General features: G+C 65.2%; 32 protein-coding genes and 1 tRNA gene. 28 read left to right on the forward strand and 5 right to left on the reverse strand.

Annotated features, from left to right (window positions below):
* Nucleotides 1-284: 284 nt before the first annotated feature.
* The 28 genes from LIV37_RS35015 (at nt 285) to LIV37_RS35150 (ending at nt 18,515) form a co-directional block, all read left to right on the forward strand.
* Complete coding sequence (locus tag LIV37_RS35015) at nt 285-1,106, forward strand: hypothetical protein (RefSeq protein WP_185058018.1); 822 nt, start codon at nt 285-287, stop codon at nt 1,104-1,106.
* A gap of 1,041 nt (nt 1,107-2,147) precedes the next feature.
* Nucleotides 2,148-2,306: a hypothetical protein gene (locus LIV37_RS35020; protein ID WP_158634868.1), complete on the forward strand. Its 159-nt coding sequence runs from the start codon at nt 2,148-2,150 to the stop codon at nt 2,304-2,306.
* Nucleotides 2,307-2,494: 188 nt separating this feature from the next.
* The gene (locus LIV37_RS35025) at nt 2,495-2,902 is read left to right on the forward strand and encodes a hypothetical protein (RefSeq protein ID WP_148717772.1); all 408 of its coding nucleotides are present in this window, start codon (nt 2,495-2,497) and stop codon (nt 2,900-2,902) included.
* A 177-nt stretch (nt 2,903-3,079) separates the two neighbouring features.
* Nucleotides 3,080-3,466, forward strand: a complete 387-nt coding sequence (locus tag LIV37_RS35030; protein WP_020871807.1) for a hypothetical protein — start codon at nt 3,080-3,082, stop codon at nt 3,464-3,466.
* A 117-nt stretch (nt 3,467-3,583) separates the two neighbouring features.
* Nucleotides 3,584-3,952: a hypothetical protein gene (locus tag LIV37_RS35035; protein WP_020871808.1), complete on the forward strand. Its 369-nt coding sequence runs from the start codon at nt 3,584-3,586 to the stop codon at nt 3,950-3,952.
* Nucleotides 3,953-4,174: 222 nt separating this feature from the next.
* The gene (locus LIV37_RS35040) at nt 4,175-4,348 is read left to right on the forward strand and encodes a hypothetical protein (RefSeq protein WP_158634867.1); all 174 of its coding nucleotides are present in this window, start codon (nt 4,175-4,177) and stop codon (nt 4,346-4,348) included.
* Between the two features lie 218 nt (nt 4,349-4,566).
* A complete protein-coding gene (locus LIV37_RS35045) occupies nt 4,567-5,175 on the forward strand; it encodes a DUF8033 domain-containing protein (RefSeq protein WP_020871809.1) in 609 nt (202 codons plus the stop codon).
* 2 nt (nt 5,176-5,177) lie between these two features.
* The gene (locus LIV37_RS35050; protein WP_148717771.1) at nt 5,178-5,576 is read left to right on the forward strand and encodes a hypothetical protein; all 399 of its coding nucleotides are present in this window, start codon (nt 5,178-5,180) and stop codon (nt 5,574-5,576) included.
* A 61-nt stretch (nt 5,577-5,637) separates the two neighbouring features.
* Nucleotides 5,638-5,895, forward strand: coding sequence for a hypothetical protein (locus tag LIV37_RS35055; protein WP_020871811.1), 258 nt, complete (start codon nt 5,638-5,640; stop codon nt 5,893-5,895).
* Between the two features lie 123 nt (nt 5,896-6,018).
* Complete coding sequence (locus tag LIV37_RS35060) at nt 6,019-6,297, forward strand: hypothetical protein (protein ID WP_020871812.1); 279 nt, start codon at nt 6,019-6,021, stop codon at nt 6,295-6,297.
* Between the two features lie 278 nt (nt 6,298-6,575).
* Nucleotides 6,576-6,935: a hypothetical protein gene (locus LIV37_RS35065; RefSeq protein ID WP_020871813.1), complete on the forward strand. Its 360-nt coding sequence runs from the start codon at nt 6,576-6,578 to the stop codon at nt 6,933-6,935.
* A 276-nt stretch (nt 6,936-7,211) separates the two neighbouring features.
* Entirely contained in the window at nt 7,212-7,691 is a 480-nt protein-coding gene (locus LIV37_RS35070) for a hypothetical protein (RefSeq protein ID WP_020871814.1), read from the forward strand.
* Between the two features lie 124 nt (nt 7,692-7,815).
* On the forward strand, nt 7,816-8,460 hold the full coding sequence (locus LIV37_RS35075) for a DUF7178 family protein (RefSeq protein ID WP_185058019.1): 645 nt from the start codon (nt 7,816-7,818) through the stop codon (nt 8,458-8,460).
* A 332-nt stretch (nt 8,461-8,792) separates the two neighbouring features.
* Complete coding sequence (locus LIV37_RS35080; RefSeq protein WP_148717770.1) at nt 8,793-9,335, forward strand: hypothetical protein; 543 nt, start codon at nt 8,793-8,795, stop codon at nt 9,333-9,335.
* 176 nt (nt 9,336-9,511) lie between these two features.
* Nucleotides 9,512-9,586, forward strand: a tRNA-Ile gene (locus LIV37_RS35085).
* Nucleotides 9,587-9,869: 283 nt separating this feature from the next.
* Nucleotides 9,870-10,361, forward strand: coding sequence for a hypothetical protein (locus LIV37_RS35090; protein ID WP_020871816.1), 492 nt, complete (start codon nt 9,870-9,872; stop codon nt 10,359-10,361).
* Nucleotides 10,358-11,416 (forward strand): AcrVA2 family anti-CRISPR protein, encoded by a 1,059-nt coding sequence (locus LIV37_RS35095; protein WP_020871817.1) that lies wholly within the window; start codon nt 10,358-10,360, stop codon nt 11,414-11,416. The genes LIV37_RS35090 and LIV37_RS35095 overlap by 4 nt, the downstream gene beginning before the upstream one ends.
* Before the next feature lie 133 nt (nt 11,417-11,549).
* Nucleotides 11,550-12,326, forward strand: a complete 777-nt coding sequence (locus LIV37_RS35100) for a hypothetical protein (RefSeq protein WP_020871818.1) — start codon at nt 11,550-11,552, stop codon at nt 12,324-12,326.
* A 265-nt stretch (nt 12,327-12,591) separates the two neighbouring features.
* The gene (locus LIV37_RS35105; RefSeq protein WP_020871819.1) at nt 12,592-12,888 is read left to right on the forward strand and encodes a hypothetical protein; all 297 of its coding nucleotides are present in this window, start codon (nt 12,592-12,594) and stop codon (nt 12,886-12,888) included.
* A gap of 110 nt (nt 12,889-12,998) precedes the next feature.
* Nucleotides 12,999-13,469, forward strand: a complete 471-nt coding sequence (locus LIV37_RS35110; RefSeq protein WP_020871820.1) for a hypothetical protein — start codon at nt 12,999-13,001, stop codon at nt 13,467-13,469.
* 13 nt (nt 13,470-13,482) lie between these two features.
* A complete protein-coding gene (locus tag LIV37_RS35115; protein WP_020871821.1) occupies nt 13,483-13,836 on the forward strand; it encodes a ParB N-terminal domain-containing protein in 354 nt (117 codons plus the stop codon).
* Between the two features lie 591 nt (nt 13,837-14,427).
* The gene (locus LIV37_RS35120) at nt 14,428-15,612 is read left to right on the forward strand and encodes a DUF932 domain-containing protein (RefSeq protein WP_020871822.1); all 1,185 of its coding nucleotides are present in this window, start codon (nt 14,428-14,430) and stop codon (nt 15,610-15,612) included.
* Between the two features lie 27 nt (nt 15,613-15,639).
* Nucleotides 15,640-16,086, forward strand: a complete 447-nt coding sequence (locus LIV37_RS35125; protein ID WP_020871823.1) for a DUF4262 domain-containing protein — start codon at nt 15,640-15,642, stop codon at nt 16,084-16,086.
* 100 nt (nt 16,087-16,186) lie between these two features.
* On the forward strand, nt 16,187-16,528 hold the full coding sequence (locus tag LIV37_RS35130) for a hypothetical protein (RefSeq protein ID WP_020871824.1): 342 nt from the start codon (nt 16,187-16,189) through the stop codon (nt 16,526-16,528).
* 114 nt (nt 16,529-16,642) lie between these two features.
* The gene (locus LIV37_RS35135) at nt 16,643-17,284 is read left to right on the forward strand and encodes a hypothetical protein (RefSeq protein ID WP_020871825.1); all 642 of its coding nucleotides are present in this window, start codon (nt 16,643-16,645) and stop codon (nt 17,282-17,284) included.
* A gap of 266 nt (nt 17,285-17,550) precedes the next feature.
* On the forward strand, nt 17,551-17,706 hold the full coding sequence (locus LIV37_RS35140; RefSeq protein ID WP_158634866.1) for a hypothetical protein: 156 nt from the start codon (nt 17,551-17,553) through the stop codon (nt 17,704-17,706).
* Nucleotides 17,707-17,775: 69 nt separating this feature from the next.
* Nucleotides 17,776-18,006 carry a hypothetical protein gene (locus tag LIV37_RS35145; protein ID WP_020871827.1) on the forward strand — a complete coding sequence of 77 codons (231 nt, stop codon included), beginning with the start codon at nt 17,776-17,778 and terminating at the stop codon, nt 18,004-18,006.
* Between the two features lie 8 nt (nt 18,007-18,014).
* The gene (locus tag LIV37_RS35150; protein ID WP_020871828.1) at nt 18,015-18,515 is read left to right on the forward strand and encodes a hypothetical protein; all 501 of its coding nucleotides are present in this window, start codon (nt 18,015-18,017) and stop codon (nt 18,513-18,515) included.
* A 123-nt stretch (nt 18,516-18,638) separates the two neighbouring features.
* Here LIV37_RS35150 and LIV37_RS35155 read toward each other — a convergent pair whose 3' ends face one another.
* The 5 genes from LIV37_RS35155 to LIV37_RS35175 form a co-directional block, all read right to left on the reverse strand.
* Nucleotides 18,639-19,682 carry a replication-relaxation family protein gene (locus LIV37_RS35155; RefSeq protein WP_167525783.1) on the reverse strand — a complete coding sequence of 348 codons (1,044 nt, stop codon included), beginning with the start codon at nt 19,680-19,682 and terminating at the stop codon, nt 18,639-18,641.
* Between the two features lie 160 nt (nt 19,683-19,842).
* Nucleotides 19,843-20,808, reverse strand: coding sequence for a C40 family peptidase (locus tag LIV37_RS35160; protein WP_121824136.1), 966 nt, complete (start codon nt 20,806-20,808; stop codon nt 19,843-19,845).
* Nucleotides 20,809-21,041: 233 nt separating this feature from the next.
* Complete coding sequence (locus LIV37_RS35165; protein ID WP_252505490.1) at nt 21,042-23,546, reverse strand: DUF8128 domain-containing protein; 2,505 nt, start codon at nt 23,544-23,546, stop codon at nt 21,042-21,044.
* 85 nt (nt 23,547-23,631) lie between these two features.
* Entirely contained in the window at nt 23,632-24,483 is an 852-nt protein-coding gene (locus LIV37_RS35170) for a GP88 family protein (RefSeq protein WP_158634865.1), read from the reverse strand.
* Between the two features lie 110 nt (nt 24,484-24,593).
* A complete protein-coding gene (locus LIV37_RS35175; RefSeq protein WP_020871833.1) occupies nt 24,594-26,372 on the reverse strand; it encodes a VirB4 family type IV secretion system protein in 1,779 nt (592 codons plus the stop codon).
* Between the last annotated feature and the right edge of the window lie 35 nt (nt 26,373-26,407).

Raw genomic sequence — 26,407 nt, forward strand, 5'->3', positions numbered from 1 at the left:
ATGGTGGCAAAATAAGTATTTCCTGGAATTGCGTGGCGGTGATTATTCGCGTTTTCGGTGTTCTGTTTTGGGTGTCATTTGTCTTGGGTTCTTCTGTTGCTGATTCCCGCGACCCTGATTCGCTGGAATTCCGGCGATTGGCTGCTGTGGTTTGATGGTCGAGGGGTTTTGTGGAGAATTCGAAAAGGGTGGCATTGGGGCTTGCGTAAAGGGTGAATTGCGGGAGAATGGAATTACCGAGACGCAGTACACCATGTACGTGTCGCGAACGATCGGAGACGATCGTGCTCAAACAACAATCAAACAGGGGAACCCCGGGTGACCGGCAGCGCGGCGAAGTCGCAGCAGAGGACATGAAACGCGTGATGCCAGCAGATTTCGCGGAGCTGCAAAGGACTGCACGCGGGTACTGCCGGACGGTCGACTCCACACGCTCACGGAAGCGGATGGACGGGAGCGCGACGGTAGTACGCAGCGACTATGCGCTGCTCGGGACAGACGACGTGAGTGACGACGTCACGCAGGATGCTGTGTTGATCTTCGCGAAGCGGCTGGGTGAGATCGTCGCGACATGCGAGGTCTCAGCCGTCTGGATCGACTCCCGTGAACCTTGTGCGTGGCAGTACGTTCGCCGAGACGGCGAAACGATCATCGTCACCCGTAAGACCCTCCACTACTGGGCGGTGCGCGATGCTGCTGCGCGGAACGGGTACCGGATGGACGTCAAGCCCGAGGAAGACGACGCCACACCGGGGAAACAGGTCACACGCGGGATCCCACACGCGGACAAGCTGACCACACTCGCCGTTACCCCGTACCTCTCGGGCAACAGCGAAACGATCTTCCGCTCCGCTTGGGGGGATGGGAATGAGTACCCGACGCTACGGCGTATGCTGCGGCACGCGAGCAATGCGGATGATCTCGGGCGAGCCGGTGTCATAGGCAAAACAGCGCAAGAGATGTACGGTGGCCCGCTCAATTCATCGTCCAAGGTTCAGCGTGCGCGGGATGCTGGCGCCAAGGAATGGCGTGAGCTGTCCGCGTCCCTCGACACTGCGCGGGATGAGCTCATCTATCGCAGCACACGCCCACAGAAGGACGACTAGGAGCGGTCGGCGCGTTCCCGGCCCCGAACCGTAGGGTTCGGGGCCTCCGCGCATGCCATGGCTCGTATTCGGGGTTCGGCTGGCTGTATTTGGCATGAGAGCGCGCGTTGGCGGTGGTCGAGGGTGTCATTGGTTGCGTGCCGTTCCGCGATGCCCTACGGGCAGGTCCGTGCCGTAGCTTCACAGTGAACCCATTTTGCACACGCTGTGGCCTGTCGTTCCCAGCCGTGATTTGGGGATGAGTCTGGACGGATTCTTCAGTGATCGGTATTCGGGAGTCTCTGTGAGACGTGTCTGAATGAGGGCGCCATGGCGCCGATATGGCGCAACGTGTGTCCCTCGTTTCTGAAACCCAGATGCCGCCGCTGTGACTGCGGCACCTGAATTGATCAGAACAGAAGGGTCGATCATGAGGATCGTCTATACGTACGAAACTCTGGAAGGCGTTACGTGCACCAGGATTGATGTCGCTGAGTGGGTGTACTGACGCTGGCGACCTGATCGATTTGCGTCAACTCAAAACGATCTACGTGCATCGTAGCGAGTACCGCAACTGGGACGCGTGATCACGACAGGGATCCATGGGCATTAGTCGCAGTGGGGTGCAGTGTGAGCTGCAAACAGCCCTGCCGCAACCAGTCGTGCCGAAAAGGTCTTCGAGAAATCCCCGCAAGATCGGTATACGGGGGCCTCCGGAACCCGTATTTATGTGAGAACCCAACGGTGACGCCATGAAGGGGTTCTAATTCCCCTTCGTGGCTACCTGTGTGAATGTGAAAGACTTCGCTCAGTTCTCACTTGATCGGTAATCGGGCAGTTTTGGGCGACGTATTTATGTGAGAGCACATCGTGCCTCACAGAGTCGCACCTGCCCGGTTCGCCACAGTGCGGAATGCACGGAAAGACGTAGCGTCCCGGTGGTTGCAGAGCTCTCAGAGATTCTGTGCCGAAGCCGCTTGCCTGATCGATTGGAGAGGGATCATGGCACCTTCTATGCGGAATGCGGTCAACCCGAACAGTTCTACAGTGCGCCAGCTGATCATGGCTGCACGCGACCGCGAGATGTACGACGTCGACTGGGACTCGAAGGAGGGTTCCTGGGGCGTGGTCAACGGCCGTGGTGTCTTCGTTCAGCACACCAACAGCCGTGCGGCGGCCCGCGTGGCGGCTCGCCACCGTGGTGCGTGGGAGGGGCTGTGACAACTGCGTGGCCTGCAATCGTCACCGGTCTGGCTGTGACAGGTTTCGTCGGCGTCAGGTCTCTGATGGCCCGATGGAAGGGCCGGGCTGACGACACATCCGACTGAGTCCCACTTGAGCGCACGTCCCGTACGTGCGCTGACTGGGGTGCTCATGCCGGAGCCCTCATGACCCGTTGGAGAGGGATCATGGAAACTGCAAGCGCGATCGAGTTAGTGGAAGATGTGATCTACAAGCCGGGCTGGACGTTCACCGCCCGCGATCACACGAAGCGGTTCGAGAGCACGATCGTTGTCCGCGTGAACTACCCCGCGCGCAACAGCAACCGGGATCAGGCGGAGACCGGGTACCCCCAGGAGATCACCACCTACGCGGAATTCCCGCTGGTGGTCAACGACTACACCGACGAAGACCTGTACGCCGCGCTCCTTGAAACCATCATGTCCATCGAGGAGCACGAGGCCAGGGAATTCCTGCGGGTGCAGCCGACCAACTGGGCGCCGTTCCATCCGCATCGGGCGACGGGTATGCGCCGCTGGGCCGCCCGTAGCGACAAACCCGACCTGATGGATGATCTTCAGTTCGGGATCGCGTGATGTCCGACCGAGCTTTGTACCTGATCACCTGGTGCGCTCTGGCGGTAGCGGTCGTGTGTCAGATCATCTTTTGGGCGCGCAGGTGAGCACGTCTGCCGCGTGGCATGGGTGCGGCACCCCGCCCGAACGGGGTGCCGCCGCCCGTCCGTTGCAGGCACATGATCAAGGAGAGGGATCATGCAGCTCATCAACGATGCCACCGCCTCCGTGGTCGAGCCGGGTTCCATGATTCACATGGTGTCGGGCCCCACCGCTGGCCAGGTGTGGCGCTTCGAGAGGGTCATCGACCACGCGACCGATGGGCACCGCGTGCACGTTACGCGGCCTCACCCGAAGCTCGGACGCATCCACCGGGAGTACCACCCCCGCCTGTTCGGCTGCTCAGTGGCGATCGATGTCCACTGGTACGCCGATAAGCACCGTCTCCTGCGGGGCCTGTACGTCGTGGCCTCCCAGACTGTGCTGTTGACGCTGGGCGGGATCATCGCCTGGCTGGTGGCCGAATACGGCAACGCGGAATGGGCCGGACTGCTGGCCGCGCTCGGCGTACACGCTGACGGGTGAACTGCTGGACCACAGGGGCGCGCGTCCATGCCGGGACGCGCGCCTCCCGTGGTCTTGCAGCCCGCAAGACTCCCGCCATGCCGGGCGGGACCGTGATCAGCATGGAGAGGACTGATCATGGACACCCTGACCACGCCTGCCGTGGAATCCCTGTACGACGACCTGTTCCTGAACGGCGGGTTCACGATCATGGCCCGTACGGACGGGAGCGCCTACGTGCCCACCGACGGGTACGCGGTGAGCCTCACCCCGACGCAGCACACCATCCCCGCCACCGCTCCGTTCGACGCATTCGCGGACTTAATCCGCAGCGTTACGGCACGGTACGGGGCCGCGAACGGTCTGGGCGGGTGGCTGTCCGACGGAGTGATCTACATCGACCCGATCGAGATCATCCCCGATCAGCAGGCCGCGATCTTAGCTGGAAAGGAGCGAGAGCAACTGGCGATCTTCGACCTGGCCGCAGGTGCAGAGATGACGCTGTGACGGCCGGGTCACGGAAGGCGCATCCTCCGTCGAGGGTGCGCTTTTTGGGCCTTGCAGTTCGCAAGACTCCCTCCCCGAGGGGTGGGACGGCGATCAGCATGGAGAGGACTGATCATGTGCAGGGGGATCACACCGCAGCGCATTTCCGAGGTCACGAGCCAGCTAGTCCACTGTCCGGACAGTCTGGACCGGGGGCCCGTACCTCTGAGGAGTGCGTGACCCATGAGCTCTGCCGCCAGGCTGCTCAAAGCCCAGAGCGTGATTGTCTGCTCGCTCGCTCCGTACAAGGGCCGACCGGTGCAATACCGCCCCCGCCACCGGCACGACGCGCAGCCATGGGTGCTTGGGGCGTTCCGCTACAGCGGGCGGGAATGCCATGCCGTCAACGGCAAATGATCAGCCCTTGTGCCTCAGCCACTTCGCGCTCATGAAACCAGGACGCCGACGGTCCCGGCCAAGCCAGGGAGGCCGCCGGCTCTGACCATCCGCCCGACAAGCGAGGGCCGCCAAGCGTCGCTCTCGGGGATGCCGCCCCGTGGCGTTCGCGTACCGAACGCGTCGCCTGGCGCCTTGGTGGCCCTCACGGTCCCGCATCGTTGGAGAGGACAGGACCTGTGAAGAAGTTTGCCACGCACTCATGGGCCACGCGAGAGGCGCTGGCCCGCCACGAACCGTTCGACACCTACGGCGCCTTCCGTGCCGTTGACGGGTACCACTTACCGTTCGGCAACCGGCTTCCGCCCCGCTGGCGCGATCAGTACATCGAGGACGCTGCCGAAGTCATGTTCACCGTCCTCAGCTACCGGACCCCGATCGCGTGGGTTTTGCGCTGTGGGGCCGTTGTCATCCCGAACGTGAAGTACTCGCGGACCACCTCGGGGCACCAGGCTCTGCTGTATGCCCTGCGCGAGTCTGCGCAGGGCCCGCTGGCCATTGCGGCACAAGAAGAGCGGCAGGAGGCCCGAGAGCGGGCCACACGGCGCCGTCAGGCGGCTGCCCGCGGCATCCCGCCCGATCCGGCAGTGGCCACCCCGGCTGAGGAACTCACGCGGTCCCTCATGCGTGACGATGCCGGTGCACTGGACGGGTCCTCGGACATCGTGGCGCGGATCGATGACGTGCTGTCGCGGCGTGTGCCGGTCAACTCCGGTGAGGCCGCGATCTACAGCCCGCAGTATCTGGAGCGCAAGCAATACAACCGCGACCGGCAGGACGCGGCGTGATCATGAGCTACGCGATCGAAATCACCCGCAGCGTCGTGAGCTACCGCACCCCGACAGGCGTCACCCCGACCGACGGGCGATACGGCGGTGAGTGGATGGAGGGGGAGAGCAGACTCATCGAATCGCCGTCCACGGTGTGCGAGGCGTACGACGGGTGCGACGCCGAATGGTGGGAGGGCGACGTGATCGCTTGGGCCGTCGACAGAATCGACCGGACCGGCGTGACCGACCCGTCCGCCTATCCGATCGGCGACGCCGTACCCGAGCACGCGTGGCTCCACGGCCAGTACGAGGACCTATACGAAGGCGACGCGAAGGTCACCGAAACGTCCGTACGGCTCACCGGCGACTGGTCCCCGCAGCAGCGGGCCAAGGTGTTCAACAAGGTGAGCCACCTGTGACCACGGCACTCAGACATCGGAGAGCCACACGCCCCCGACTCGTTCCCAGAAGGGAGAAGTAATGACCGCAATCAGCAGGGACTTCGCGACCGAAGCCAACCTGAACGCGTTGTTCTGGCCAGCAGATTCGGAGGACCCGACCACTCTCCCATCGATCCAAGTCGGCGGGGTTCAGGTCTTCGTCTACGTGGACCCTTGCAGCGCTTCACTACGGGTGTCTGTCCACCTCGATGAAACTGCCCCCGAGCTGCTGACCGAAAAGGAGACGGTCCGCATGCAGATCAACGTCGGGGACAACGATGTCTTCGTCGCGCACTGAGTCGCCCAAGGACTCCCGCACCTCCTCCACTCTCCCCTGAGGGGGTGCGGGGCTACGCCGGGGGCGCCGTCATGTCGGGCGGCGCCCCCGGCATTCACGACCTGAGAGGAGACGAGCAAGACCATGAACAACGAGGGGATGGAGGAGTTAGCGGAGTCGGGGGAGCTGACCAAGATCAGCGTCGAGCTGACCGTAACCGAGGTGGCGACCTACGACTTCCCGATCACCCTTGAAGTCCCAGCCGATGTCGCCGATGACATCGAGGCTCTCAAGGGCCACGTGGCCGAGCACGAAGATCTATGGCTGGACGACCTGCCGATTGACGGAAGCAACGACTACGTGGCCGTTAACGAACGCGACGTAGATGACGTCAAGCTTCTTCCGCTGGACAAAGCAGCCTGATCGCAGCGACCGCGTTCGGAAGGCGCTGACTCACTTCGACGCGTCGCAGTAGGAACCGGCCCAAGAACAGCGTGGGGAGGAGCCCCGGGACTTCACCGTCACCGTAGTCGGACCCGAGCGCTGACCATGTGGCCGCAACTGAACTCACACTCCGGGCTTCCCGCTTGTGGACAGTAGCTACCACTGGAACGACCGGCACCCGAGAGCGCAGCCGCTCTCACTCGATTGCTGGCTGGAAACCTCCTTCCCCTGATGACACGTTTCAAAGGAGTACCGCCATGAGGCACACCGGACCGCTTCTGAAGCCTCCTTTCATCACCCAGGACAACGTCCTCAAGTCGACCTCCCCGGAACGGGGACTGTCCCACCTCCTCACCACGCTTCAGTGGCTGGAAGAGCGCGACTACTTCGCGGGCGAGGACGGCTGGGCACGCTTCGACATCGACTTGGCCCCCCTCCTCGTCGGGGATATCGTCTCCGATCTTCTTTCTTACGCACACGAGGCCGGAGGGCTCGCTGCGATGCGCCGCGCCGTTGAGGAAGCGGTCGAGCAGCTCGCCACCGACCTTGAACTCGAAGCGGACAACGAGGCAGAGCCGATGCTCCAGGAACTGGCCATGAGCACTACCAGCGTGTGACGATCCCGATCGCCGAACCACAATGAGTGATGTCGGCCAAGCCTGACGAAACAGCGACAAGCACGCCGACCCGGGCCTGTCCAGGCGCGCGAACGAACGCGCCGTACGTCCATACACGGGTCAGGCAGGCCCATACGCAGGGCCTGGATTCCCCGAACGTCGGCTATCGCTCTGGGAGTCCATAGCCATCTTGCGGACCGCTACCTACGCCTCCGGTAGCGGTCCGTTGCTATGCACCCTTCGCCGCACAACAAACAATATTCGAGGTCTTTTGCCATGAGTATCGCTAGCCGTGCCGCATCCGCCCACGAACAACTGCGGCGGCACTCGACCCATCCACTGATACCCGACAGCAAGGCGGCTGACATCGCGAAGGCCGCCGCCCGCCTGGCGGCGTTGCTGGGAATCGATCCTGCGTATGTGCAGCCGAACCGAAGCTGGAATTCCCTTGAGCTGCCTCTTGCGCCGCTCACTCTCCATGCGAGCGACCCGGACGATGAACAGCAGGTCTACACCTTCTCCTACCGCGATCCGCTCTACGACGACGAACCGTTTTTCCTGCTGGGGCCATGTCCAGTCTGCGATGCCATGGTGCCGCTCGCCGAAGTTCGCAGCTTGGCAGACCTCGGGACCTTCCTGAGCCAAGGGCCCGCACCTCTGCTGGACAACAGGATGCTGCCCGGAAGCTACCCAGATGAGTTCGACCGGGATCCCGCCCATTCCTCGAACTGCCCGTTCCGGGAAGGGGAGAGCTGATTGCCAATCATGTCGGAGGTTGCCGACTCAAGATCGGTAATCGGGTACTTTTGGACGTCGTATTTGGGTGAGCGGCAAGTTTTTGGTCGTTCTCGCGATACCTATTCTCGGAGGGAGGCGCGCCGTGATCTCCATCAAAGCATTTGGCGAGACACGTGAGCATTACATTGGCAACATCATCTCCGTATGGCGGGCTGCCACTCCAGAGCAGATGCAGCGCGGACGAAAGTGGTACCACGTCGCGAATGAACTGGCCTCGCTGATCACGGACGGGGACGCACGTACTGGCGCTGGTGTGATCGCCGCGCTGTCCGCAAATAGATCGTGGTCGGAGAACTGCCGCTTAGCTCGCCAAGCATATGAGACCGGTAGGCCCGTCGGTCACTTTCAAGATGCCCTGACCAAGGTCGCCAAGATAATGGCTGGCGCGGACCCTGCGGAAGTGCTGCCCATGGAGCGGAAGACAGGAATGTTTTTCCGCTGTATCGCCGACCCTTCTGATCCCGATGCAGTCGTAATAGACAGGCATGCTCACGATGTCGCGGTGGGAGAAACGTATGGGAATCGCGACCGAGGTCTGGGCAGCGCCGGCCGGTACGCACTGCTGGCCCACTGCTACCGCGAAGCCGCGCTGCGGCTCGGTGAGCTGCCGAGCATCGTGCAGTCCGTCACCTGGGTTGTCCACACCGAACGCATCGCAGGTACCGGTACGCGTGCCTTTGAAGGCCGCAGGACTGCTGCTGTATCCGGCACATGCTGGGGCCCGTAGCTCAGTGGCAGAGCGTGCGTCTTAAAACGCCCGAGACGGGGACACGCACCTGTACCTCGCCGTGAGTGCCGACGGCTACAGCATCCGTATGGGTACCGGAACGTCTCGCGCCTGATCGGCTGCCACAGGCATGCTCGTTCATGACGCCCGAATAAATTTCGAGCGTGATCGGTAATTGAGCGCATCTCGGGGCCGTATATAGGTAGGAATCATTCGCGCGGGTCGAAATCATCGAGGGCACACTGCCTGGACAGATTCGTTCAGGCAGATCCTGAAACATCTAATGCCCTGATGTCCTCGACTCCTTCCTCTCTGACACTGGAGGTAACTCATTGAGCACCCGTGGTTTTCTCGGCTTCGTGGTCGATGGACAGAAGAAGATCGCATACAACCAGCACGACAGCGCTCCTGCTGGCCTCGGAACCGCCGTGATGGCATGGGCAGAGCGCGCAGACCTTGAGACAGCCCGAAGGCTGGCGCGTGAATTGCGTGTTGTGACCGATGGCGACGCACCGACCGCAGAGGAGATCGAGCGGTTGAAGCCGTACACCGACGATCTTGAGCACGTCGGCCGGGAGGGGCCGACGTGGGACGAACTGCTGTGGAAGACACAAGGGGATCCGCTAACCATTCTCACCTGTGGATACGTTGCGGATGCCACGGCTTTCGCCGTGTGCTTCGCCGAGTGGGGCTACCTCGTGAACTTCGATTCTGGTGAATTGGAGGTCTATCGGGGTCGGCAGAGTGCGCCTCACCACGATGGTCGGTTCGCCAACCATGCCCCGTTCCAAGAGACCCTCTGGCCTGTCCGGCTGGTGGCGACGTTTCCGCTCGGCCACGCCGACTATGGCGCGCTTCAGGCGCTTGGCGCCTGATAGCCGCCTCTCTCCGCTCAGGCCCTTGCAGTCGAGGATCGACACCGGGCTGTGAATCAGCCGCCCGACTGCCGCCTCCTCAATTTCCAGACCAGCGGCCAGGCCTCCGTCCTGGGCTTGGCCGCTCTCAGGGCCGCGCTTCGCCCGCCCCTGGCGGAGCGCGGCCCGCACACTCGGGTTGCGTAGCTCAGGTGGTAGAGCGCCGGTCTTATAAGCCGATGCGGTCGCGGGTTCGAGTCCCGCGGCAACCACTCCGGACCAGGAAAATCCGATCGGAACACCAATTGTGTACTGACTTCGCTGTTGAGCGCGTATGAGCAGCAGACCAGCCGCTGGCCGGTCCCAGTGCTCGAAGAACCCGCACTGGTCGACCGGATCGGTGACAAGAGCGGCTGGTACAACCTGCGTTGCGGCTGTCGGATGTGGGCTGGATCCACATGGTCGACGCCCGCGAGTCGTGCGCCGAGATGAACAGGCTCCGGCACGCATACCTGTCGAGGGTGCCGTACGTCGCCATTCGAAAGGAGGACATACATGGCGCCACCCAAGATCCGAATCGTCCGCCAGGGGATAGGAAAGCCACACGCCACCATGGAGGCCCGCTACTCGATCGACGACTTCGAGTCCGAGGATGCAACAGCACTGAGGACAGGCACGAAAGCGGTCTACACGATCTACATCGTTGCCGCCGAGGCCCTCGCTGCCATCCTGGACAGCAGCTGCAACCACATCGGGCCGCCCGGCTGCGAGGGCTTGTATGACACGCCGTGGCACATCGGAGACGAGGCCCTGGGCTACTACGCGGCCGATATCTGGACGGCAGCGTGCGGCATCAGCCTGGGCGACCTGGTGTGGATGCCCGAGACCGGCCGTGAATTCGAGGTCATAGCGTTCGAGCAGCGCGACGTCGGATACGGCTCTGAGGGCTATGCGACCGGATTCCTTCTGGTCACGTCGGTGCAGCATCCCGACAGGAAGCCGCTGCGCGTCCGCATCGACTCTGTCGAGAAGCGAGCACGGGAATGAGCCGCGCGTCGAAGCAGCCGGAGCTGATGTCCGGCGCCGCGCTTGCGGAGGCGCTGGCAGACGCCATCGAAACTCCGCGCCTGAAGTTCCTGAGGCACGCCGACGCCGTGCCGCTGGTGCAGATGATCCAGGGCAGGGAAGCGGATCTCGACCGGGTCCCAGCACCGCGCGGTGACAGCAACGATGACCACCTGCTCGCGGCGGCCGGGATGGTTGCGGCCACGCGTATGTGGCGAGAGACGCGAGTGGTGTACGACTTCGACCCGTCGCTGTCCGAGAGCCTGGTGGACATGGAACTCGACTCCGAGTTCCCCGGAGAGGTGCTCCGCCGCCTACCCCACCCGAACCCGCTGTTCCTGTTCCGGAAGCCGATCTTGTCCCAAGACCAGTTCGGCCGGCCGACAGCGATGCGCGGATTCGTGCTCATGCTCCGCCCCTCCCTGGCCGAGGTGGTGAGCACCGTTGACATCGACAAGCACGACGGGGTCCCGTATGCGGTCATCGCCGTGGTGGATGTCCTCGACGAGCACGGCTCAGTACTGGAGCGCCAGACGGTCGAGCTGTTCGCCCCCACCAAAGCGGAGAACACGACCGCGCGGAAGATGATGGACGAGGCGCCCGTGATCCACGTCCTCGGCGGGGAGATGGGCCCGCAGGACAGCGCGCTGCGTGAATACATGGCACGCCTCACCCTGATCGTGGTCTCGCACCTGCTCTACGTCTGCTGCGATAAACCGGACCTGGAGAAGGTTCCAGCGCCACCGCGGCGTGCTGAGCGCCGTGGAATACGCCAGGGGAGGGCAGCTCAGGTACACCGCGTCGGCTGGCGACTGGGCCCGGCGATCCGACAGTTCCATGAGAAGGTCGACAGGCTACGGCGGACAGCCATTCGAAGAGACTGGAAGGTGATCCCCCACGTGCGCCGGGGCCATCCTCACACCTTTCTCTTCGGGCCCCGGAAGAGTCTCAAGAAAGTCAAGTGGATCCCGCCGCTGTTGGTGAATGCCGCCGCGTTCGGCAGAGACGGCGAAGGCATCATTGTTCCGGTTCATTAGGCCACCCTTGAGGCGGACCGGATTCACAAGAGCTATTTCCGGATAGCGACGCCCGATCTCTGGAATTCTTCAACATTTTTCAGCGGCTCACCAGTTGGGAGCCGCTTTTTCGTGCCCGGAAACGGAGGATGATATGTCATTGAGTCTTGCCGAGTTCAAGCGCCGTGCCCAAAACTGCACGACATTCCAGTGCGTCAACCATAAGCACCCCCACCTGTCAGGTCCACGGACCATCAGGTCCATCGGACCGAGGAGCATCCGCTATGCCATCAATGGCTTTCCGAACACCGGGCGCACCGAGTGGCCCAGGACGGGCTTCTATCGCATCGAGGGCAACAAGATCACGTGGCTTCATCATGGCGACGGGAGTGACTGCTTCACCTATATCTTCCCCTTCGACAGTGACGCTGAGGCCCGTCACCTTGAGCCGGAGCAGGTCAATGCACTGCTGGCCGGGGCGATCGCAGTAGGGGAGCACCGGCCGAACGGGGTCACGGTGTGGCACCAAGACGGCTGGCGGTACCCAGTGACCTGGGGCGGCACTCCTCAGGCCAGCCTCCCGGGCACGCTCGTCGACGCGCGAGTCCTGACCGCGGGTTCCGGCACTTACCACGTGGACCTCTCCGTCGGCGGGACCACGTGGTATCGCATGCCCGAACCGGCTGTTCCCCGGATGCTGCTGACGGCTGTGGCCGACGCCGAACACGATGGCGTCCGCTTCACTCGGGATGGCTGGACCTTATACCTCGCCTATGCCTCCGGACTGTGCGTACGGCTGACCCCTAACGGCCTTGATGGCCAACTCGTGGACTTGTCTCTGCTGGTGACCACGCAAGGGCCCGGATGGGACGACCCGGGCGTTGCCCTGGACATGGCAGAGCGTGTCCTCAAAACCGCAGGACTGCGCTGATGACGGTTGACGAAGTTCCGGGGAGTAATCGTGACCGTGAACGTCACCTACCTCGAATACCCGGATGCGCTGGACCTGCTGCCTTTCATGGGGCTACATCTGGTCGCACTTTCGACGGTCGGCCGGTATGGGGTGGTCAGCTCATCGCCATCAGCGACAAGGCCCACATCCGCAAGAACACAGGCGAGATCGCCGAATTCCCCCTCATGGGACCGTCTTCAAAGCCGTCCGGGAGACGTGGTGTACAAGAAAGGAAGGAGGCGAAATGGCGGACAAGCCCTGGGTACACCCCGACATCCTCCCAGCAGAAATCGTCAAGGTGACCGACCAGACGGGCGAGGTCCGGGTCGGCTACCACGTCCGGGAGATCGAATACCGGGACGGTCGCATCGCGGCTGTATGTCTCGCCAGCCCCCTCGGCAGTACGGCGGAGTGGTACGTCGCGAGCGACCGCTGCCGTATCGAGCCGCTCTCTGAGGAAGAGATGCGGCAGTTGCTGGAGGAGCGCCGAAGCGCGGCCTGGCACCACGGGCCCACACAGACCGAGGGGCCCGAACGCTGAGGCCCAGCCCCACCCGAAGCAAGCCCCGCCGTTGGACGACGGCTTGCCCCGACGGATGCCCGGCCGACGACGGGGGCTGTACCGAATACCACGCCAACCAGGAGCAGGGTATGAACACCACCAAAAAGATCACCGACCGCGTCGAGACCTATGAACTAGCTCGCGACGCCATGCTGGCGGCCGACCATTCGGTCAAGGCTGGATACAACGAGGATCAGGTCAACCGGCTCCATGACGGCCTGGCGGCCGACGCAGCCGACCTGGTGCAGGAGCTGGCCAGGGAGCATTTCACGATCGTCGCGGATTGGGAGACGGCGATCGGCTCCGACGGCGAGACCATGTCACCTGATCTCCTGCCCGTCGTGATCACCGTGCAGGCGAGCGATCAGGAAGTGGCCTACTGGGCGGCAGCGCACAAGCTGTTCGACTACTTCGGCCCGGTCATCGAAGCCCTGGGACGCATGGACGTGATGGACGAGGAGTTCTTTGGTCACCAGGGCCGCACCGCACTGCTGCGCGTCGCGGCCATCTTCCGGGGCCTGCCCCCGCCCGCTGACACCGAGCTGTGCCATGTCATCTGAGAAGAAGCACACGATGCGCAGCGACGATGAGGGAGGCGAGTACTTCCAATTCCTGGCCTTCCGGTGGGACGTCACCAAGGCCCAGCAGATCGCACGAACACTTCCCATCTGCCGCCTGGACCCCCAGCCGTGGTTCCGCCTACTCGGCGCCATCCGACTGAACGAAAACCACGTCCCGCAGGCCGATCTGGAACGCCCCCTGATCCTGGTCAGGATCTGCGAAGCCGACGGAGCCACACTGATCATCGACGGATGGCACCGGCTGGCCCGTGCCCAGCGCGAGGGCGTGAAGGACCTGCCGGCCGTCCTGCTCGATGAGAACCAGGAACTCGAAGTCCGGATCTTCGGTGGCGTCAAACCGCTGTAGACCGCGTCATCACCATCCCGCAGGGTCCTCATCCGGCGCCCCGTTCACCGCGACCGCCCGCGTGCGCGTGCTCCTGGGGCCAGTGGCGCCCCGCCCACCAGCCGGGGAACGAGAGTGTTCGGGAGGCTCCCGCGGTGGCGGCCGGGAGGAGATGGGGACCCAGCGAAACCAGTGCCCGGGAGCGGGTGACGGCCCCGTTCGCCTGATCACCCACCCGCCTAGCCCACCCGAGGACACCACCACAAGGTCGGTATTCGGGGCCTGTCCAACCCCGTATTTACACGGAGGGACCAGCCGCTTGCTACTTCCGGCACCCGAGCTCCTGACCTTCCCCAAGGGGGCAGTAGTGGCGTGCCGGGCCGGGGAACTTCTCCGTTTGATCAAGCTCCGGCGGCGGCTTCGTCTGCATTCCCCGCCGCCGGTCCCGCCCCGCCCGCGCCACGGGGCGGGCTCGGGCCCTCTCCTGATCTCCCTCTCCCAGGAGAGGGCCCCCTCCCTACTCGCAGCGTCACCTGCCCACATCTGGTGACGCTGCCGCCTTGGCCGCAGCGGCCCATCCGATGCACCACCTGTCAGAGAAAAGGAGTACGCATGTCCACTGACGTAAACGAAGCCTTCGCCGCCGAACGCGCTGGCCAGTTGGAGGACGCGCGCAACTGGGAGCGCGCTCTCCAGGAACGCCTCGACGCCGGGACGGTGGAACGCCTGCCCGACGGCCGCTATCGAGTCCTCACCGGCTGGGACGCCGGAGAGATCCTCAGCGCCCGCGGCGTCCCGCAGCACGGCCTCGACCTCACCCGTGGCACAGCCGCCTTGTACACCTCCGCTCCGGCATGGCACTCCCTGGGCAACGTTGTCCCCGGAGGCATCAGCGACATCGACAAGGTCCTGGAACTGGGCGGCATCGACTACGGCGTCACAACGGTCCCGGCCACCTATCTCTGGAACGGCGAGTCCCGTGTGGACCGTGAACGGTTCCACACCGTACGCACCGACACCGGCGCCTCCCTGGGCGTCGTCGGGAAAGGCTATGAGGTCATCCAAAACCGGAGCGCCTTCGAGTTCCTTCAGAAATTGGTGGCCGACTCCGGCGTCATCTGGGAGACGGCCGGAGCCCTGCGGGGAGGCAAGAAGGTCTTCGTGTCCATGCGCCTGCCCCGGCATGTGACCGTCGACGCCGAGGGCATCAACGACCGGATCGAGCCGTTCATCGTGGCGATCAACAGCCACGACGGACACTCCCCCTACCAGGTCGTGGTCACCCCCTGGCGCCCGGCCTGTGAGAACACGGAGCGCTTCGCCGTCAGGGACGCGATCACTCGCTGGAAGATCCGGCACACCCGCAACGCCACCGACCGCGTCAAAGAGGCCCGCCGCACCCTCGGCCTGTCGCTGAATTACTACGACCGATGGGCAGCCGAGGAGACCGCGCTGGCCCGCACGGATATTGCGATCGACGAGTTCAACCAGATGATCGACAGCCTGTGGCCGCCGCAGGACGACACCGGTCCGCGCTCGGCACGCAACCGCGAAACCCGTCGCGACCGACTCCACGGCCTGTTCGAGGGCGAAACGCAACGCACCGGCCACACCGCCTACGCAGCCGAGCGCGCTGTGACCGAGTACCTGGACCACTACGCGGACATCCGCCCCAGCGCCGCTTCCGGCCTGAAGGGCAACAAGCCCGCCGCCCGCGGACTGCGTCTGCTGGAAGGCACCGACGACGAACTGAAATCCCAGACGCACCGCCGACTGATGCTGCTGCGCCAGCACTGACACCCTGCTTCACCAAAGGAAAGGATCATGACCAACATCGACCCGTACCTCCGCCGAGTGGAAGGGATCATCGCCCACCACGGTCACGCGGTGCAGTACGTGGGAGGCGACCCGGACACCGGAGCCCCTCCTTTCGCCTACACCGTCGGCCTTCACACGCGCCCGGACCGCGACTACGAGCTCGCGGTCTCCGGGCTGCGCGCTGAGACATCACACGCCCTGCTCAACACCCTCACCACTGCGCTCGCCGACGGTGATTCCGCCGCTGCTGACGGACTGGAGATCAGCGGAGCCCTGCAAGGGGGCCTCGCGATCCGGCTGCGCCCCGTCAGCCGCCCGGAAGACCTCGGCATCATCTACGCCTTCTACAGGACTACCCCGCCGGTCTGGCAAGCGCTCTGGCCCGACCAGCGCGGCCATCTTCCCGACGATGACCGATGCCTCCTGCCCCCACAGGCCCAGGCCCTGCTGTGAACGGCGTGGGCTGTGGCACCACAGCCCGGCCGCAGCGTTACCCCGCGCTGTTCGACTGGCTCCGCAGGCCAGGGCATCCGGAATGAGAAAGGCACATCCCATGCATATAAGCCGAGATGGAGAGCCGTGCCACATCGAGATCTTCCGCCGCTGGCGCGGCCCGGTGATCGCCGACGGCGGCGATGACCAGGAACCACTGCCCGAGAAGGCGCAGGAGCTGCTGAAGGCGCACGGCTTCGTCGAGCACCAACAACCCCCGCTATACCGCTGGTACGAACTGCCGCCGGGCCTGAACACTGAGGAGGAGAACGTTCACGCGACTGGCGCCCTCGAAGCGCTCACGGAGGCGGGCTACCGGGTCGCGTTCGACCCCGAACTGTACGACGCCGCCAGCAAGGGCCGTACAAACCCCCCGCCCCCGGATCCTGCGCCTGATGGCTGACCTCCCTCTCCACGCGTGCGCGGTGGCGCCGCCCCCAGAGGGCGGCGCCACCGCCTTTCCCGGTCCACGCGCCCAACGGATCCATCACAACCAGCCCCCTCAACGGAACCAGCCATGACCACCACCCCGCCCGTCCCGCTACGGTGCGTCGGCCGCCCGCTCAGCGGCGGCCTGGTCGTGCCGTGGATCACCCTCGAACACAACGGCCACGTCGTCTTCGGTGCCATCGACTCGCGCAAGCGGTACCTGGCCCTCACTCGCCGGCTGTGCCAGATCTGCGGCCAGCGGCTCGGTGACCGCATCTACCTGCTTGTCCGGCCGATGGACGTAGACGCCGGGTATATCGCCGAACCGGCTGTTCACCCTGAATGCCTGAGATACGCCAAGCAGCACTGCCCCATGCTCAATGGCCAGGCATCCCACTACCGGCGCTCGCCGCTGCTCGCCGCGCACCCGGCAGGACGTCCATGCTCCGATTCGCACTGCCCGTGCCCCGACACCAACTCGAGCGGCCACGAGGCCCGCTCCGGACAACCGGCCGATGACTGGGACGCCTGGTTGATCACGCCCGCCAACTACCGGCTCAAGACTGGCCCCCAAGACGACCTTCTCGGCTTGGACCTCGACATCAGCGTCTTGAAGATCAGGCCCATCCGGAGGAACCGCCACGTCGACATTGACGAAAAGCTCGACCTGATCTGGCAGCTTCTCGGCCTTCCACCGAGGAGCGGTCAGGGTGACGACGCCGAGCCATAGCCCCCGTGCTGCTGCCCGGCGCGGTGCTCGCGTTCTGCGAATGCACCGAACGCGAGAGAGAGGAGAGAACGGGTGGAATCGTTCATCTTGCATGAGGAGGAAGCCTGCCACTGGCTCACTGAACTCGTAGTCGCCCGCGGAATGGGCATTGGCTTCGGTGAGGGGAATCCCGTACGAAGCACGGATTCTCCACCGATGGGGATGGCCTGGAGACCCACGGATCCGGGAGGGATGCCCTCGTCCCGACGCCGCTGAAGCTTGCCACCTTGTCCAAGGCGATGCCCATGCTGGGGAAGCCGGACGACTCCGGAGTGGAGGCGGCCATGGCGATCCTGCGCGAAGCCGTCCAGGCGGCTAACCTCCTCCTTCAGCAGCTGTCGAACTACGTCGAGGCCAGCACAATGCCGGGCCACGGCAGCTGACCCGCGGGAACGAATACCCTCAGGCGTTCCAGATGCGGGAGACTGCCGGAGAGCCTGGAGGTTGAACCTGTGGAGATCGACTTGAGCGTGGCACGGGAGACCGTGCGGCAACTGGCCGAACGGCTGGAGGCGCTCGATGGAAGGGCGGTGGACCAGGCGCCGACCCGCGAGGGGTCGCGCCAGCGCACCGAGATCAGCCGCACCCTGCAGCACCTTGCCCATCTCGGTGACAAGGCTTCTGTGGAGATCATGGAGGTCTTCTACGACTTCCGCGGTTGGGACCGTCCTTCCGGAAAGTGAGCAGCCGGATGAACCGCGACACCGAGATCCTGCTGCGTAACGTGGCCGGCCGCGTGGAACGGGCCGTCACCGAGCGGGACTGCCCCGCAATGGTCGCGGTTCAAGGAGACCGAACCCTGGTGCTCTCCGACTACGACTACCTGCGCGATGCCCCGACGGCCGCGGCGTTCGAACAGCGTGCTGCCGAGAAGGCACAGCAGATTCATGCCGTCCGTTTCGTCTTCGCGGTCCCACAGGTGTGGCTCTTCGACCAGGACACTGTGTACGGCCGCGCGGTCGCCAACTTGCCGTTGAGGGAAGGCGAGCAGGAGCTCATCGCATGGATGAGCTTCGACGCGGACGATGGGGTGGACTACGGCTTTCTTCCCTACGCACGCCGCCCGAGCGGTGAGCCGGTCTTCGACGACCATACGGTGATCACCGTCCCAGTCCAGCCGTACGACGACTTCCCGGGCCGCCACCTGCTGCGCGCCCTGACGCACGAGTCCGGTGACCCGACCAGTACGTGACGCTGATGGCCGGTACGTTGCCCAGCCCGGTCGCTCCTCACTGCCCCAGAACGCAGCTCTCGAGGCGGACTTGGCGGGCCTGGTTACACCATGCCGCGCACCGGTGATCTCACCCATGTCGTTTCACCGGGTCCCGCGGCGGGGCGTCGGACCCGGGGCAAGCGGTGATGGCGGAAGCAGATCGCTCCAAGAGCCGCTGTTTCCGGTCACGACTGAGGTGGGTGAGGAAGGCGGCAGGGGCGGTAGGTGCGGCCAGGCGCGCCCGAGTTCCGCGAGCGCGAGACGCCGCGTAGTGAGCTGCCTACCTTCCAGCGGTTGCCAGCCGGCGGCGGCCGGGTGGGCGTCACGGTCACTTGTGACGAAGTCGGCACTGGATGTGGCCACGGGTACCAGTGTGGGGTCGTCGAACGTGTTCAGGACCGTGGCGAGGGCGTGGCGGACACGGCTTTCGTGGCGCGTGGTGGGCATCCAGAACAGGACGGGTGTCGTGATGCCAGTGGCGGTGGCGAGTTTGGCGTAGCCAGGCAGTTTCGCCGCGACGCGGTCGGGGCGTTCAGTGCCGAAGTCGAACTCCAGGAACCACTCGAAGGCGGAGCGGTGCTCGTGCCACCGGCCGTAGCCGTCCGGGCGCACGATGTCGCCGAAGTGCCGCTTGCAGCGGGCCTCGGACCACCAAGCGGTGAGCTGTCCGGAAGCATCCGGGTTGCGGGAGCGGGCAATGAGGGCTGTGAAGAAGGCATTGGTGCCGACGGTGTGGGCCAAGCGCAGGGAGTGGGCGATACCGATGGCTCGTTCGTGCCTGTAGTCCAGGTCGCGGGGGTCAAGGCCGTCTTCGCGCGCGACGACGGCGGCTCCGGCGACATCGAGCACGTAGTGCATGGGCGCGGTGCCGGAAGCAATGAAGGGCTGGAAGCGGTCCAGCAGACGCCACTTGTACAACTGGAGGAGCCGCAGGTTGGCTGCACGGGCGGATGGATAGGCGATCTCGGTGATCTGGTGTGTGGTGAGGACCTTGTGCTCGTAGAACATACGAGCCAGCCAACGGTCCCGATCCGTGAGGCGTGCGGCGAGCCGGGCGATGTATTCGCCGCTGGTCGCGGCACGCTGGCTGAGGCGCTTGGGCCGGTGGGCGCGAAGAGAGCGTTGAGAAGTGGGGTTGGTGATCACGGTGAAGATGCACCTCCGGGCAATCCTTCGTCTGTGCGGTCTTCGGGCGATGGAGGAACTGTTGCGACGAAAATCGCGGGGCTTTGCTCGGCCAGGCGGGTTCTCCTGAGACAGCCGCTCGGTGCTGTCAGCCAAGGTGGGACTTTGGCGCAGCGGTGCTTTAGGCAGTACCGGCGGAGGCGGAAATTGCTGGTCGGGTCGCACCGGCGTAGTCGTCGCCTTGGTAGCGGTAGGGTGCGATCTTGATCTTTTCGCCGAAGTTTGGTGCGTTGATCATTTGACCGCCGCCGACGTAGAGGCCGACATGATGAATGCCTTTATCGGGGGTGCCGTAGAAGGCGAGGTCGCCGGGCAGCAGCGGCTGTCCCTTGGGAATCTGGTGGCCGGTCCGGAACTGTTCTTCGGCGGTACGCGGCAGGGAGATGCCCGCGGCGGCGTAGGCGGCCTTGGTCAGCCCCGAGCAGTCGAATCCAGTGTCCCCGTTTGCCGGGCCGTTGCCTCCCCATACGTACGGGAGGCCAAGCTGGCCCTGAGCGTAGTTGATCGCCTCTCGGGCGGGAGGATTTGCCTTCGCCGTGCCGCCGAGTCCTGAGGCGCTCTGGTAGTCCTGTGCCTGAGCGAGGACTTTCGAGACGTACCACTCGGCGGGGTTGTAGGCGAGGATCGCCTGATGGAGGTTGCGTCCGCCGCGGGCGCCGGAGTCGCATAGGTAGTCGACCGCCGCATAGATCGCGTCTCGTGGGTTGTACGGAGAGGGAGCTCGTTTTCCTCGCTGCGGTATCAGGTGCTTGGCAGTGACCGCGTCGAAGGTGGGCCGTAGGAACTGCATCGGGCCCTCCGCGCCTTTGTCGTTGGAGCCGCTGCGTACCCCGGGCAGGGTGGATCGGCCGTGGTTGGTCTCGACCTTGCCGATGGCGGCTGGCACTGACCAGTCCAGTCCGGGGCAGGTCGCCGCCGCTTGCTGGTAGAGCGTGAGGTAGCTGGGCGGTATGTCAGTGAGAGCGGTGCGATTGGGCTGGCTGCCGCCAGTACCGCCGAAGACAGACAGGACGCTACTTGCTCCGGCTGCGGCCAAAGTGATGACCAGCAGTATCGCCCCCAGGAGCGTGATGCCGACTCTGGTCATGCCTCACCTCTGTGTGGCGGAGAATGATGAAGTCGGGGCCGTCGGCTCGGTAACCGCAAGGAGTCGGCGGGGACTGATGTGTCCGCCGAGGGCGGTCAAGCTGTCGAGTGTCGTCAGGGCTGTACTGGTGATCACGGGATGCTCACCTCCAGATATCTGTAGTGGGGGGAGCTGGCAGGTATGGACGTAGTTTCGAGGCGGCCTGAGACGGGGTGGGCTCGGGCGACTGGATGTCACATCGTGCGTCGGGGGTCGGCCTGGACCGGAGTGTTGCGAGCCTCAGGAAGTGCTGCTGGGCCGCGTCGTGACCGGGCATTTCGGGAAGCGGCGGTCCGGATCTGCTTGGCCCGTCCCCGGGTAGCGGGCGGGAGCTTTTCCGTGACTGCGGTGAAGGCGGGGGCTTCGGCTCCGTGGAGCACAGGGCGGACCGCGGCGTGGAAGACGTCCAGATTGGACAGGTCGTGTGCGGTCAGGCGCGGCTCGGTGTGCTGGGCCAGGTGCCGGGCGTCCTCCGGGCTGGCGTTGAAGATGATCTTTGTGCGGGCGTTGGTGCTGATGCCCTCCTCCAGCTCTTTGGGAAGCTGGCGCAGGTACTGGTGGGCGAGTGTCATCGACAGCCGGTAGGCGCGGGCCTCGGCCAGCATGTCGCCCAGCGAATAGGGCAAGTTGAGGAAGTTGTGCGCCTCGTCGATGTAGAGAGAGGCGTCATGTCGCTGGGACTGGGGAATACGCGCGCGGGCGGTGGCGGCCTGCCAGGCGCGGGCGACCACGATGGAACCGACCAGGTGCGCGGTCTCCGTGCCCAGCGCGTCCTGGGCGATGCGTACGAGACAGATCCCGCCGTTGAGTGTGCCGTTCATGTCGAAAGTGGAGGGACCGCCGGCGAGGGCATGGCGGACGAACGGGCGCAGCAGGAAGCCTCGAAGTTTGTTCATCAGCGGGGCGGTGACCTGGGCACGGGCTGGGTCGGACAGGGCCTGGTACCAGGTCCAGAAGCCTTTGAGGATCTCGTCATCGAGTTGGTCGGTGGCGCGCTGCCGGAATGCGGGGTTCGACAGCAGTTTGGGCAGGTCGGTCAGTATGGGGGTGCCGGGCTGGGCGCGCAGGGTCAGGAGTGAGGCGCGCAGGATGTCGTCGGTGCGTGGCCCCCAGGAGGCGGCGTAGACACGGGAGAAGATGGATACCAGGTTGTCGACGGTGCGTGGTCCATCCGCTCCTTCCAGTGGATTGAGTACGGGTGGGCGGGTCTTGCTGTCGGCGTCGAAGAGCACCACTTTCTCTCCGAGCTCGACGGGTAAACGCTGGAGCAGGTCGGTGACCAGATCGCCCTTTGGATCGATGACGACCGCTCCCCGACCGGCTTCGGTGTCGGCGAGGACCATCCGTGCCATCAGTTCGCTCTTGCCCGAACCGGTGGCGCCCAGGACGTGCAGGTGGTGCCGTGCATCGGGGACACGTAGCCCGACGGGACGCTGGTGGCCGCTGTCGGCCAGCCCGATCGGCCGGACCGCCGATCCCGTGGTAGCGATGCCTGGCGGAGGCGGCACGGCCCTTGCTCCAGCGCGTTGCAGACCGGTGACCGTCTCGTCCCACGGCAGGTGTGCCAGCGCGGCGAGTTCCGGGATCGACAGCAAGTCGCCGCTGTTCAGGCGCCGTTCGGCCAGGTGGCGTAGCGCGTGGCGGCCACGCAGCCGGGTACGGCGGTAGTAGTTGTGCTCGGTGAAGGTGGCGAACGCGGAGGCGATGGCGTGGCCCCGGCCGCGCGCCCGGTCCCGTTCCTTCGCCTGGTCGACGGCCGAGGCATTGTCCGGAGCAGTGGTGGTGACTGCGTAGCGGATACGGGTTTCGTAGGGAGCGCCGCGTTGTTTGGCTACGATCACGCGGTCCTCGGCAGCCATCTCCAAAGCTGTTTGCGGGTCGATGAGCGTGGTGTTCTGCCGGGCGCGGCGGTGGGGGTGGAGACCGGGGGTGAGTAAATCCAGCAGGCGGCTGATCAAGCGGGTGGACCTTCCGGCGCGTGCGTGCCGTGCTGCCCGGCGGGCCTTCTTCACCCTGTGCCCGGTCACCGGCCGGGCCAGCACCTGCACCACCGCCCGCTCCCGCGGCCCCATCCCGACCGGTGCGCCGAGCAGCGGGCGCACGGGGTCGAGAGGGAAGTCGGTACGGATCGGTAGGGCCTCGCTGCGCGCTAGTCGCAGCTCCCCTGCGGCGGTGAGAAGTCGCTGTCCCGGAGGCGGTGCAGCGGGCAGAGGGGCATTGGCGGGTGTGGTGCGGGTATGGGCGCCGGGCCAGGCGGACTCGACGGCCCGCTCGATCATGCCCGGCGGGACGTGGCCGGGCACCCATATCTGCAGATGCACGGCTTCGCGGTCGAAGAGGTACTCGAAGGCAAGGTGTGGCTGGCCGGTCAGCCACCGGCGCCAGGCCGGGCGCAACAGCCCCACCAGGTTCGCCCACAGCGCGGCGGCCCCTGCAGCGTCCACAGTTGGCGGGGGCAGGATCTGAACGACGCGCGCGTCAGCGGCGAGATGCCTCCGACAGCGGCGGCGCCACCACCAGCGCACCCAGGCCAGCGTGGTAGCGCCGGCGACCACGGCAGGACCGGCGATCCATCCCCAGTCGAGCACCCACCTGTGGATGTGGGCCAGCACTGCGTGCACCGCGCCGGAAGGGTCGCGCAGGTAATCGCCGACCGGGGAATCCGGTACGTCTGAGCCGGAAGCGGTGGCAAGGAACAACGAGGATGGAAGAACGAAATGAACGGGGCGACCCATGGCACGCGACCTTCCATGGAGAGAGCGTCAGGGGGGTGGAGAGCCGCCGTTAGGCAGCGCGGTCCTGGTGCTCAGGAGCGCGCCGTTCCTCGGCGTTGTCGTGCGTCTCCGGTCGATTGCCCGTGATCAGGCGCAGACCGCTACGCGCGCTCGATCGGTGATGAGCCTGGCGTTCGGCGTCGACCTCGGCCTGCCACGAGCGGAAGGTGCGACCGTTCAGCCTCTTGAGGAAGCGCGGAATTCTGTTGGCGGGAATCCCGACCAGCCGCGGACCCAGTACCGCGAGGAGATCGCTGGCTTGTTGTGAGTGCCATCCGGCCGCGGTGATGGATTCCTCGTCGGGGAAGACATCCGCCACGCGGTCACGTTCGGGATCTAAGGCGGCGTCCTGGGTGCCCCCGAAGCTGAATACCCACAGGAAGTTCTCCGGTGGATCCGGCTCCACCAGTGCGCGGAACCTGGCCACTTCCTTGGTGTAGGCGTAGAAGTTGACGTCCGGCCGGGCGCGGATCACCCGGAGCCAGCCGCGTGTGTAGGCGTCGGTGAAGAAGTCGCCTGAGTCGTGGATGCGTATCCAGACCCCGCGGAACTTCTTGGCGCCGAGTTCGGTGATCATCGCCTGTTCCCAGGCGGGTAGATCATTCAGGACGAAGCGCAGGTTCGCCTCGTGCTTGGCTTTGACCACCGGCCAGGTGTAGGTGCCGTGCCGGGCGTAGCAGACGTGGCGGCAGATCCCTGCGGAGGGGCAGGTGTTGTAGGTATGGCCCTCCGGGAGCCGACCGGCCCAGGCCGGCAGTGTCCAGTTCCACGCTCCGATCGCGCGCATTTCCCGGTTCTGGGTCAGCAACGGCGACGGTGGTGATGGAGGCAGGCGGGATGGTGCTGATGAGGGGGTAGGCATGAGAGCGCCCTTCGTGTGAAGGAGCAGGTGAGGCGTCGCTGGCTCCGGAACTGCGGTATTGGAGGCTGTACGACTGCATCTGCAGTGACGTGATCGCTCGGAGAGGTTGGTCAGGCGATCCCGAGGTCGACGTGATCGCCGTTGTGATCCGCGAAGTTGTCTGCCGCCTCGGCGTGGGCGAGGTCCAGGTATGGTTCTTCGGCCTCTGCGAAACCGCTGGATTCGGCCATGGCGGCGAGTTCGGCAGGGTCGGTGGTCACCAGGCGGTGTTCGGTGGGTGAGGCGATCGCCTCGAAGGCCACTCGTTGGGTTCCTGTGGAGAGCAGGCCTTGGCCGCGGTCGGCTGACAGCAGGAACTGCCGCTCACCGTCCGAGAGGTTGAACGTGGCGGTGATCTCGTCGATGGCCTGTGGGGCCTGGCGTAGCAGGATTTGAGTGGCGGCGTTGGACACGATGGCTTTGCCGAGTTCGGAGCCCAGGATGTCGGCCGCGTCTTGGGTCGCGACGGTGAGGCCTGCCCAGCGTTTGCGGGAGGACTTGGACATACGGAACAGGAACTCGGCTCCCGCGGGTTCTTGCATCAGCAGCCAGGCTTCGTCCACGACGGCCAGTTGGGGGCGGCGAAGGGCCGGGTTGGACACCCGTCGCCATACCGCGTCCAGGGTCAGCAGCGTTCCGATGGCTTTGAGCTCGTCGGCCAGGTCGCGCAGGGAGAAGGCGACGAGGTGGCCTTCGGGTTTGCTCGTGGTGGGGCCGTCGAACAAGCTGGAGAAGGCGCCGCGTACGTACGGGTCCAGCCGAGCGGCCAGGTCCTGCGCTGTGCGGTTCTTCGACCGTTCCAGAACGGCCGCCAAGTCGGCGAGCAGCGGGGCTGGGCGGGTCCAGGTCCGCGGGTCGGTGGTGATCCCCGCGCGCTGGTAGGTCGCCGTGATCGCCCGGTCCAGTACGGTCCGCTCGGTGGGGCGCAGGGTGCTGCCCAGCAGGACGCCGATGACGGTGTGCAGGAACAGGGCACGGCGTACGAGGGCGTCCTTGGGCGCGGTGCGCCGTCCGTCGGGGCGGGTGTGCACGGGCAGGTCGAAGGGGTTGAGGCGGACCTGCTCGGCGCCGAGGTGGACGTAGGTGCCGCCGACCGCCTGGGTGAGGCGGGCGTATTCGTCCTCCGGGTCGATGACGTGGATCTCGATGCCGCGGTAGAGCGAACGTAGAAGCTCCAGTTTGACCAGGTAGGACTTGCCGGCGCCGGAGCGGCCGAGGATGACGGAGTTGTGGTTGTCCAGGGCGAAGCGGTCCCAGTGCACCAGTCCCTGGGAGCCGATGTTGTACCCGTACAGCACGCCGGTGGGGGCGGCGACGGAGGTGGGGTCGCTCGGGGGCAGGTCGGGGCTGGTGAACGGGAACGCTGCCGAGAGCGCCGCGGTGTCGAAGGTGCGGCGCATGCGGATCAGGTCCAGGCCCATGGGCAGGCAGGTGACCCAGCCTTGCAGGCTGCGGTAGCTGGTCGGTTTGGCGTCCAGCAGCAGGCTCGCCGCCAGCGAGCGGACGGCGGCGACCTCCTCGGCCAGCTCCTCGGGGCTGGTCGCGTGCACGGTCAGGTAGAGCCCGAGACGGTAGAGCTTGCCTTCGCCACGGGCGACCCGGGAGGACAACTCGTAGGCGTCCTCGGTAGCCGCTTCCACGTGCGGGTCGAGCAGCCGGCCTTTCTGCTCCGTGTAGCGGCGGTCGGATTCGAGCTTGGCGAGCTGCCGCTTGAGGCGGGTGCCGGCGGTGACCGGGTCGATCGGCTCGATGTGCACGCTGACGTCCACCCGGCCCGGGTAGGTCAGCAGAGGTTGTAGCCAACCAGGGTAGACCTCGCGGGGAAAGCCGGTGATGGCGAAGGAAGCCACCTGATCGCCGCCGATTTCCAGCCGCCGGGGGCTGA

It is taken from the genome of Streptomyces rapamycinicus NRRL 5491 (genome assembly GCF_024298965.1).
Lineage (GTDB): Bacteria > Actinomycetota > Actinomycetes > Streptomycetales > Streptomycetaceae > Streptomyces > Streptomyces rapamycinicus.

Bases quoted from the DNA above. Each gene is read 5' to 3' on its own strand.
- LIV37_RS35020 (WP_158634868.1), top strand. From the start codon at position 2,148: ATGGCTGCACGCGACCGCGAGATGTACGACGTCGACTGGGACTCGAAG.
- LIV37_RS35025 (WP_148717772.1), top strand. From the start codon at position 2,495: ATGGAAACTGCAAGCGCGATCGAGTTAGTGGAAGATGTGATCTACAAG.
- LIV37_RS35030 (WP_020871807.1), top strand. From the start codon at position 3,080: ATGCAGCTCATCAACGATGCCACCGCCTCCGTGGTCGAGCCGGGTTCC.
- LIV37_RS35035 (WP_020871808.1), top strand. From the start codon at position 3,584: ATGGACACCCTGACCACGCCTGCCGTGGAATCCCTGTACGACGACCTG.
- LIV37_RS35040 (WP_158634867.1), top strand. From the start codon at position 4,175: ATGAGCTCTGCCGCCAGGCTGCTCAAAGCCCAGAGCGTGATTGTCTGC.
- LIV37_RS35050 (WP_148717771.1), top strand. From the start codon at position 5,178: ATGAGCTACGCGATCGAAATCACCCGCAGCGTCGTGAGCTACCGCACC.
- LIV37_RS35055 (WP_020871811.1), top strand. From the start codon at position 5,638: ATGACCGCAATCAGCAGGGACTTCGCGACCGAAGCCAACCTGAACGCG.
- LIV37_RS35060 (WP_020871812.1), top strand. From the start codon at position 6,019: ATGAACAACGAGGGGATGGAGGAGTTAGCGGAGTCGGGGGAGCTGACC.
- LIV37_RS35065 (WP_020871813.1), top strand. From the start codon at position 6,576: ATGAGGCACACCGGACCGCTTCTGAAGCCTCCTTTCATCACCCAGGAC.
- LIV37_RS35070 (WP_020871814.1), top strand. From the start codon at position 7,212: ATGAGTATCGCTAGCCGTGCCGCATCCGCCCACGAACAACTGCGGCGG.
- LIV37_RS35090 (WP_020871816.1), top strand. From the start codon at position 9,870: ATGGCGCCACCCAAGATCCGAATCGTCCGCCAGGGGATAGGAAAGCCA.
- LIV37_RS35095 (WP_020871817.1), top strand. From the start codon at position 10,358: ATGAGCCGCGCGTCGAAGCAGCCGGAGCTGATGTCCGGCGCCGCGCTT.
- LIV37_RS35100 (WP_020871818.1), top strand. From the start codon at position 11,550: ATGTCATTGAGTCTTGCCGAGTTCAAGCGCCGTGCCCAAAACTGCACG.
- LIV37_RS35105 (WP_020871819.1), top strand. From the start codon at position 12,592: ATGGCGGACAAGCCCTGGGTACACCCCGACATCCTCCCAGCAGAAATC.
- LIV37_RS35110 (WP_020871820.1), top strand. From the start codon at position 12,999: ATGAACACCACCAAAAAGATCACCGACCGCGTCGAGACCTATGAACTA.
- LIV37_RS35115 (WP_020871821.1), top strand. From the start codon at position 13,483: ATGCGCAGCGACGATGAGGGAGGCGAGTACTTCCAATTCCTGGCCTTC.
- LIV37_RS35120 (WP_020871822.1), top strand. From the start codon at position 14,428: ATGTCCACTGACGTAAACGAAGCCTTCGCCGCCGAACGCGCTGGCCAG.
- LIV37_RS35125 (WP_020871823.1), top strand. From the start codon at position 15,640: ATGACCAACATCGACCCGTACCTCCGCCGAGTGGAAGGGATCATCGCC.
- LIV37_RS35130 (WP_020871824.1), top strand. From the start codon at position 16,187: ATGCATATAAGCCGAGATGGAGAGCCGTGCCACATCGAGATCTTCCGC.
- LIV37_RS35135 (WP_020871825.1), top strand. From the start codon at position 16,643: ATGACCACCACCCCGCCCGTCCCGCTACGGTGCGTCGGCCGCCCGCTC.
- LIV37_RS35150 (WP_020871828.1), top strand. From the start codon at position 18,015: ATGAACCGCGACACCGAGATCCTGCTGCGTAACGTGGCCGGCCGCGTG.
- LIV37_RS35160 (WP_121824136.1), bottom strand. From the start codon at position 20,808: ATGACCAGAGTCGGCATCACGCTCCTGGGGGCGATACTGCTGGTCATC.
- LIV37_RS35170 (WP_158634865.1), bottom strand. From the start codon at position 24,483: ATGCCTACCCCCTCATCAGCACCATCCCGCCTGCCTCCATCACCACCG.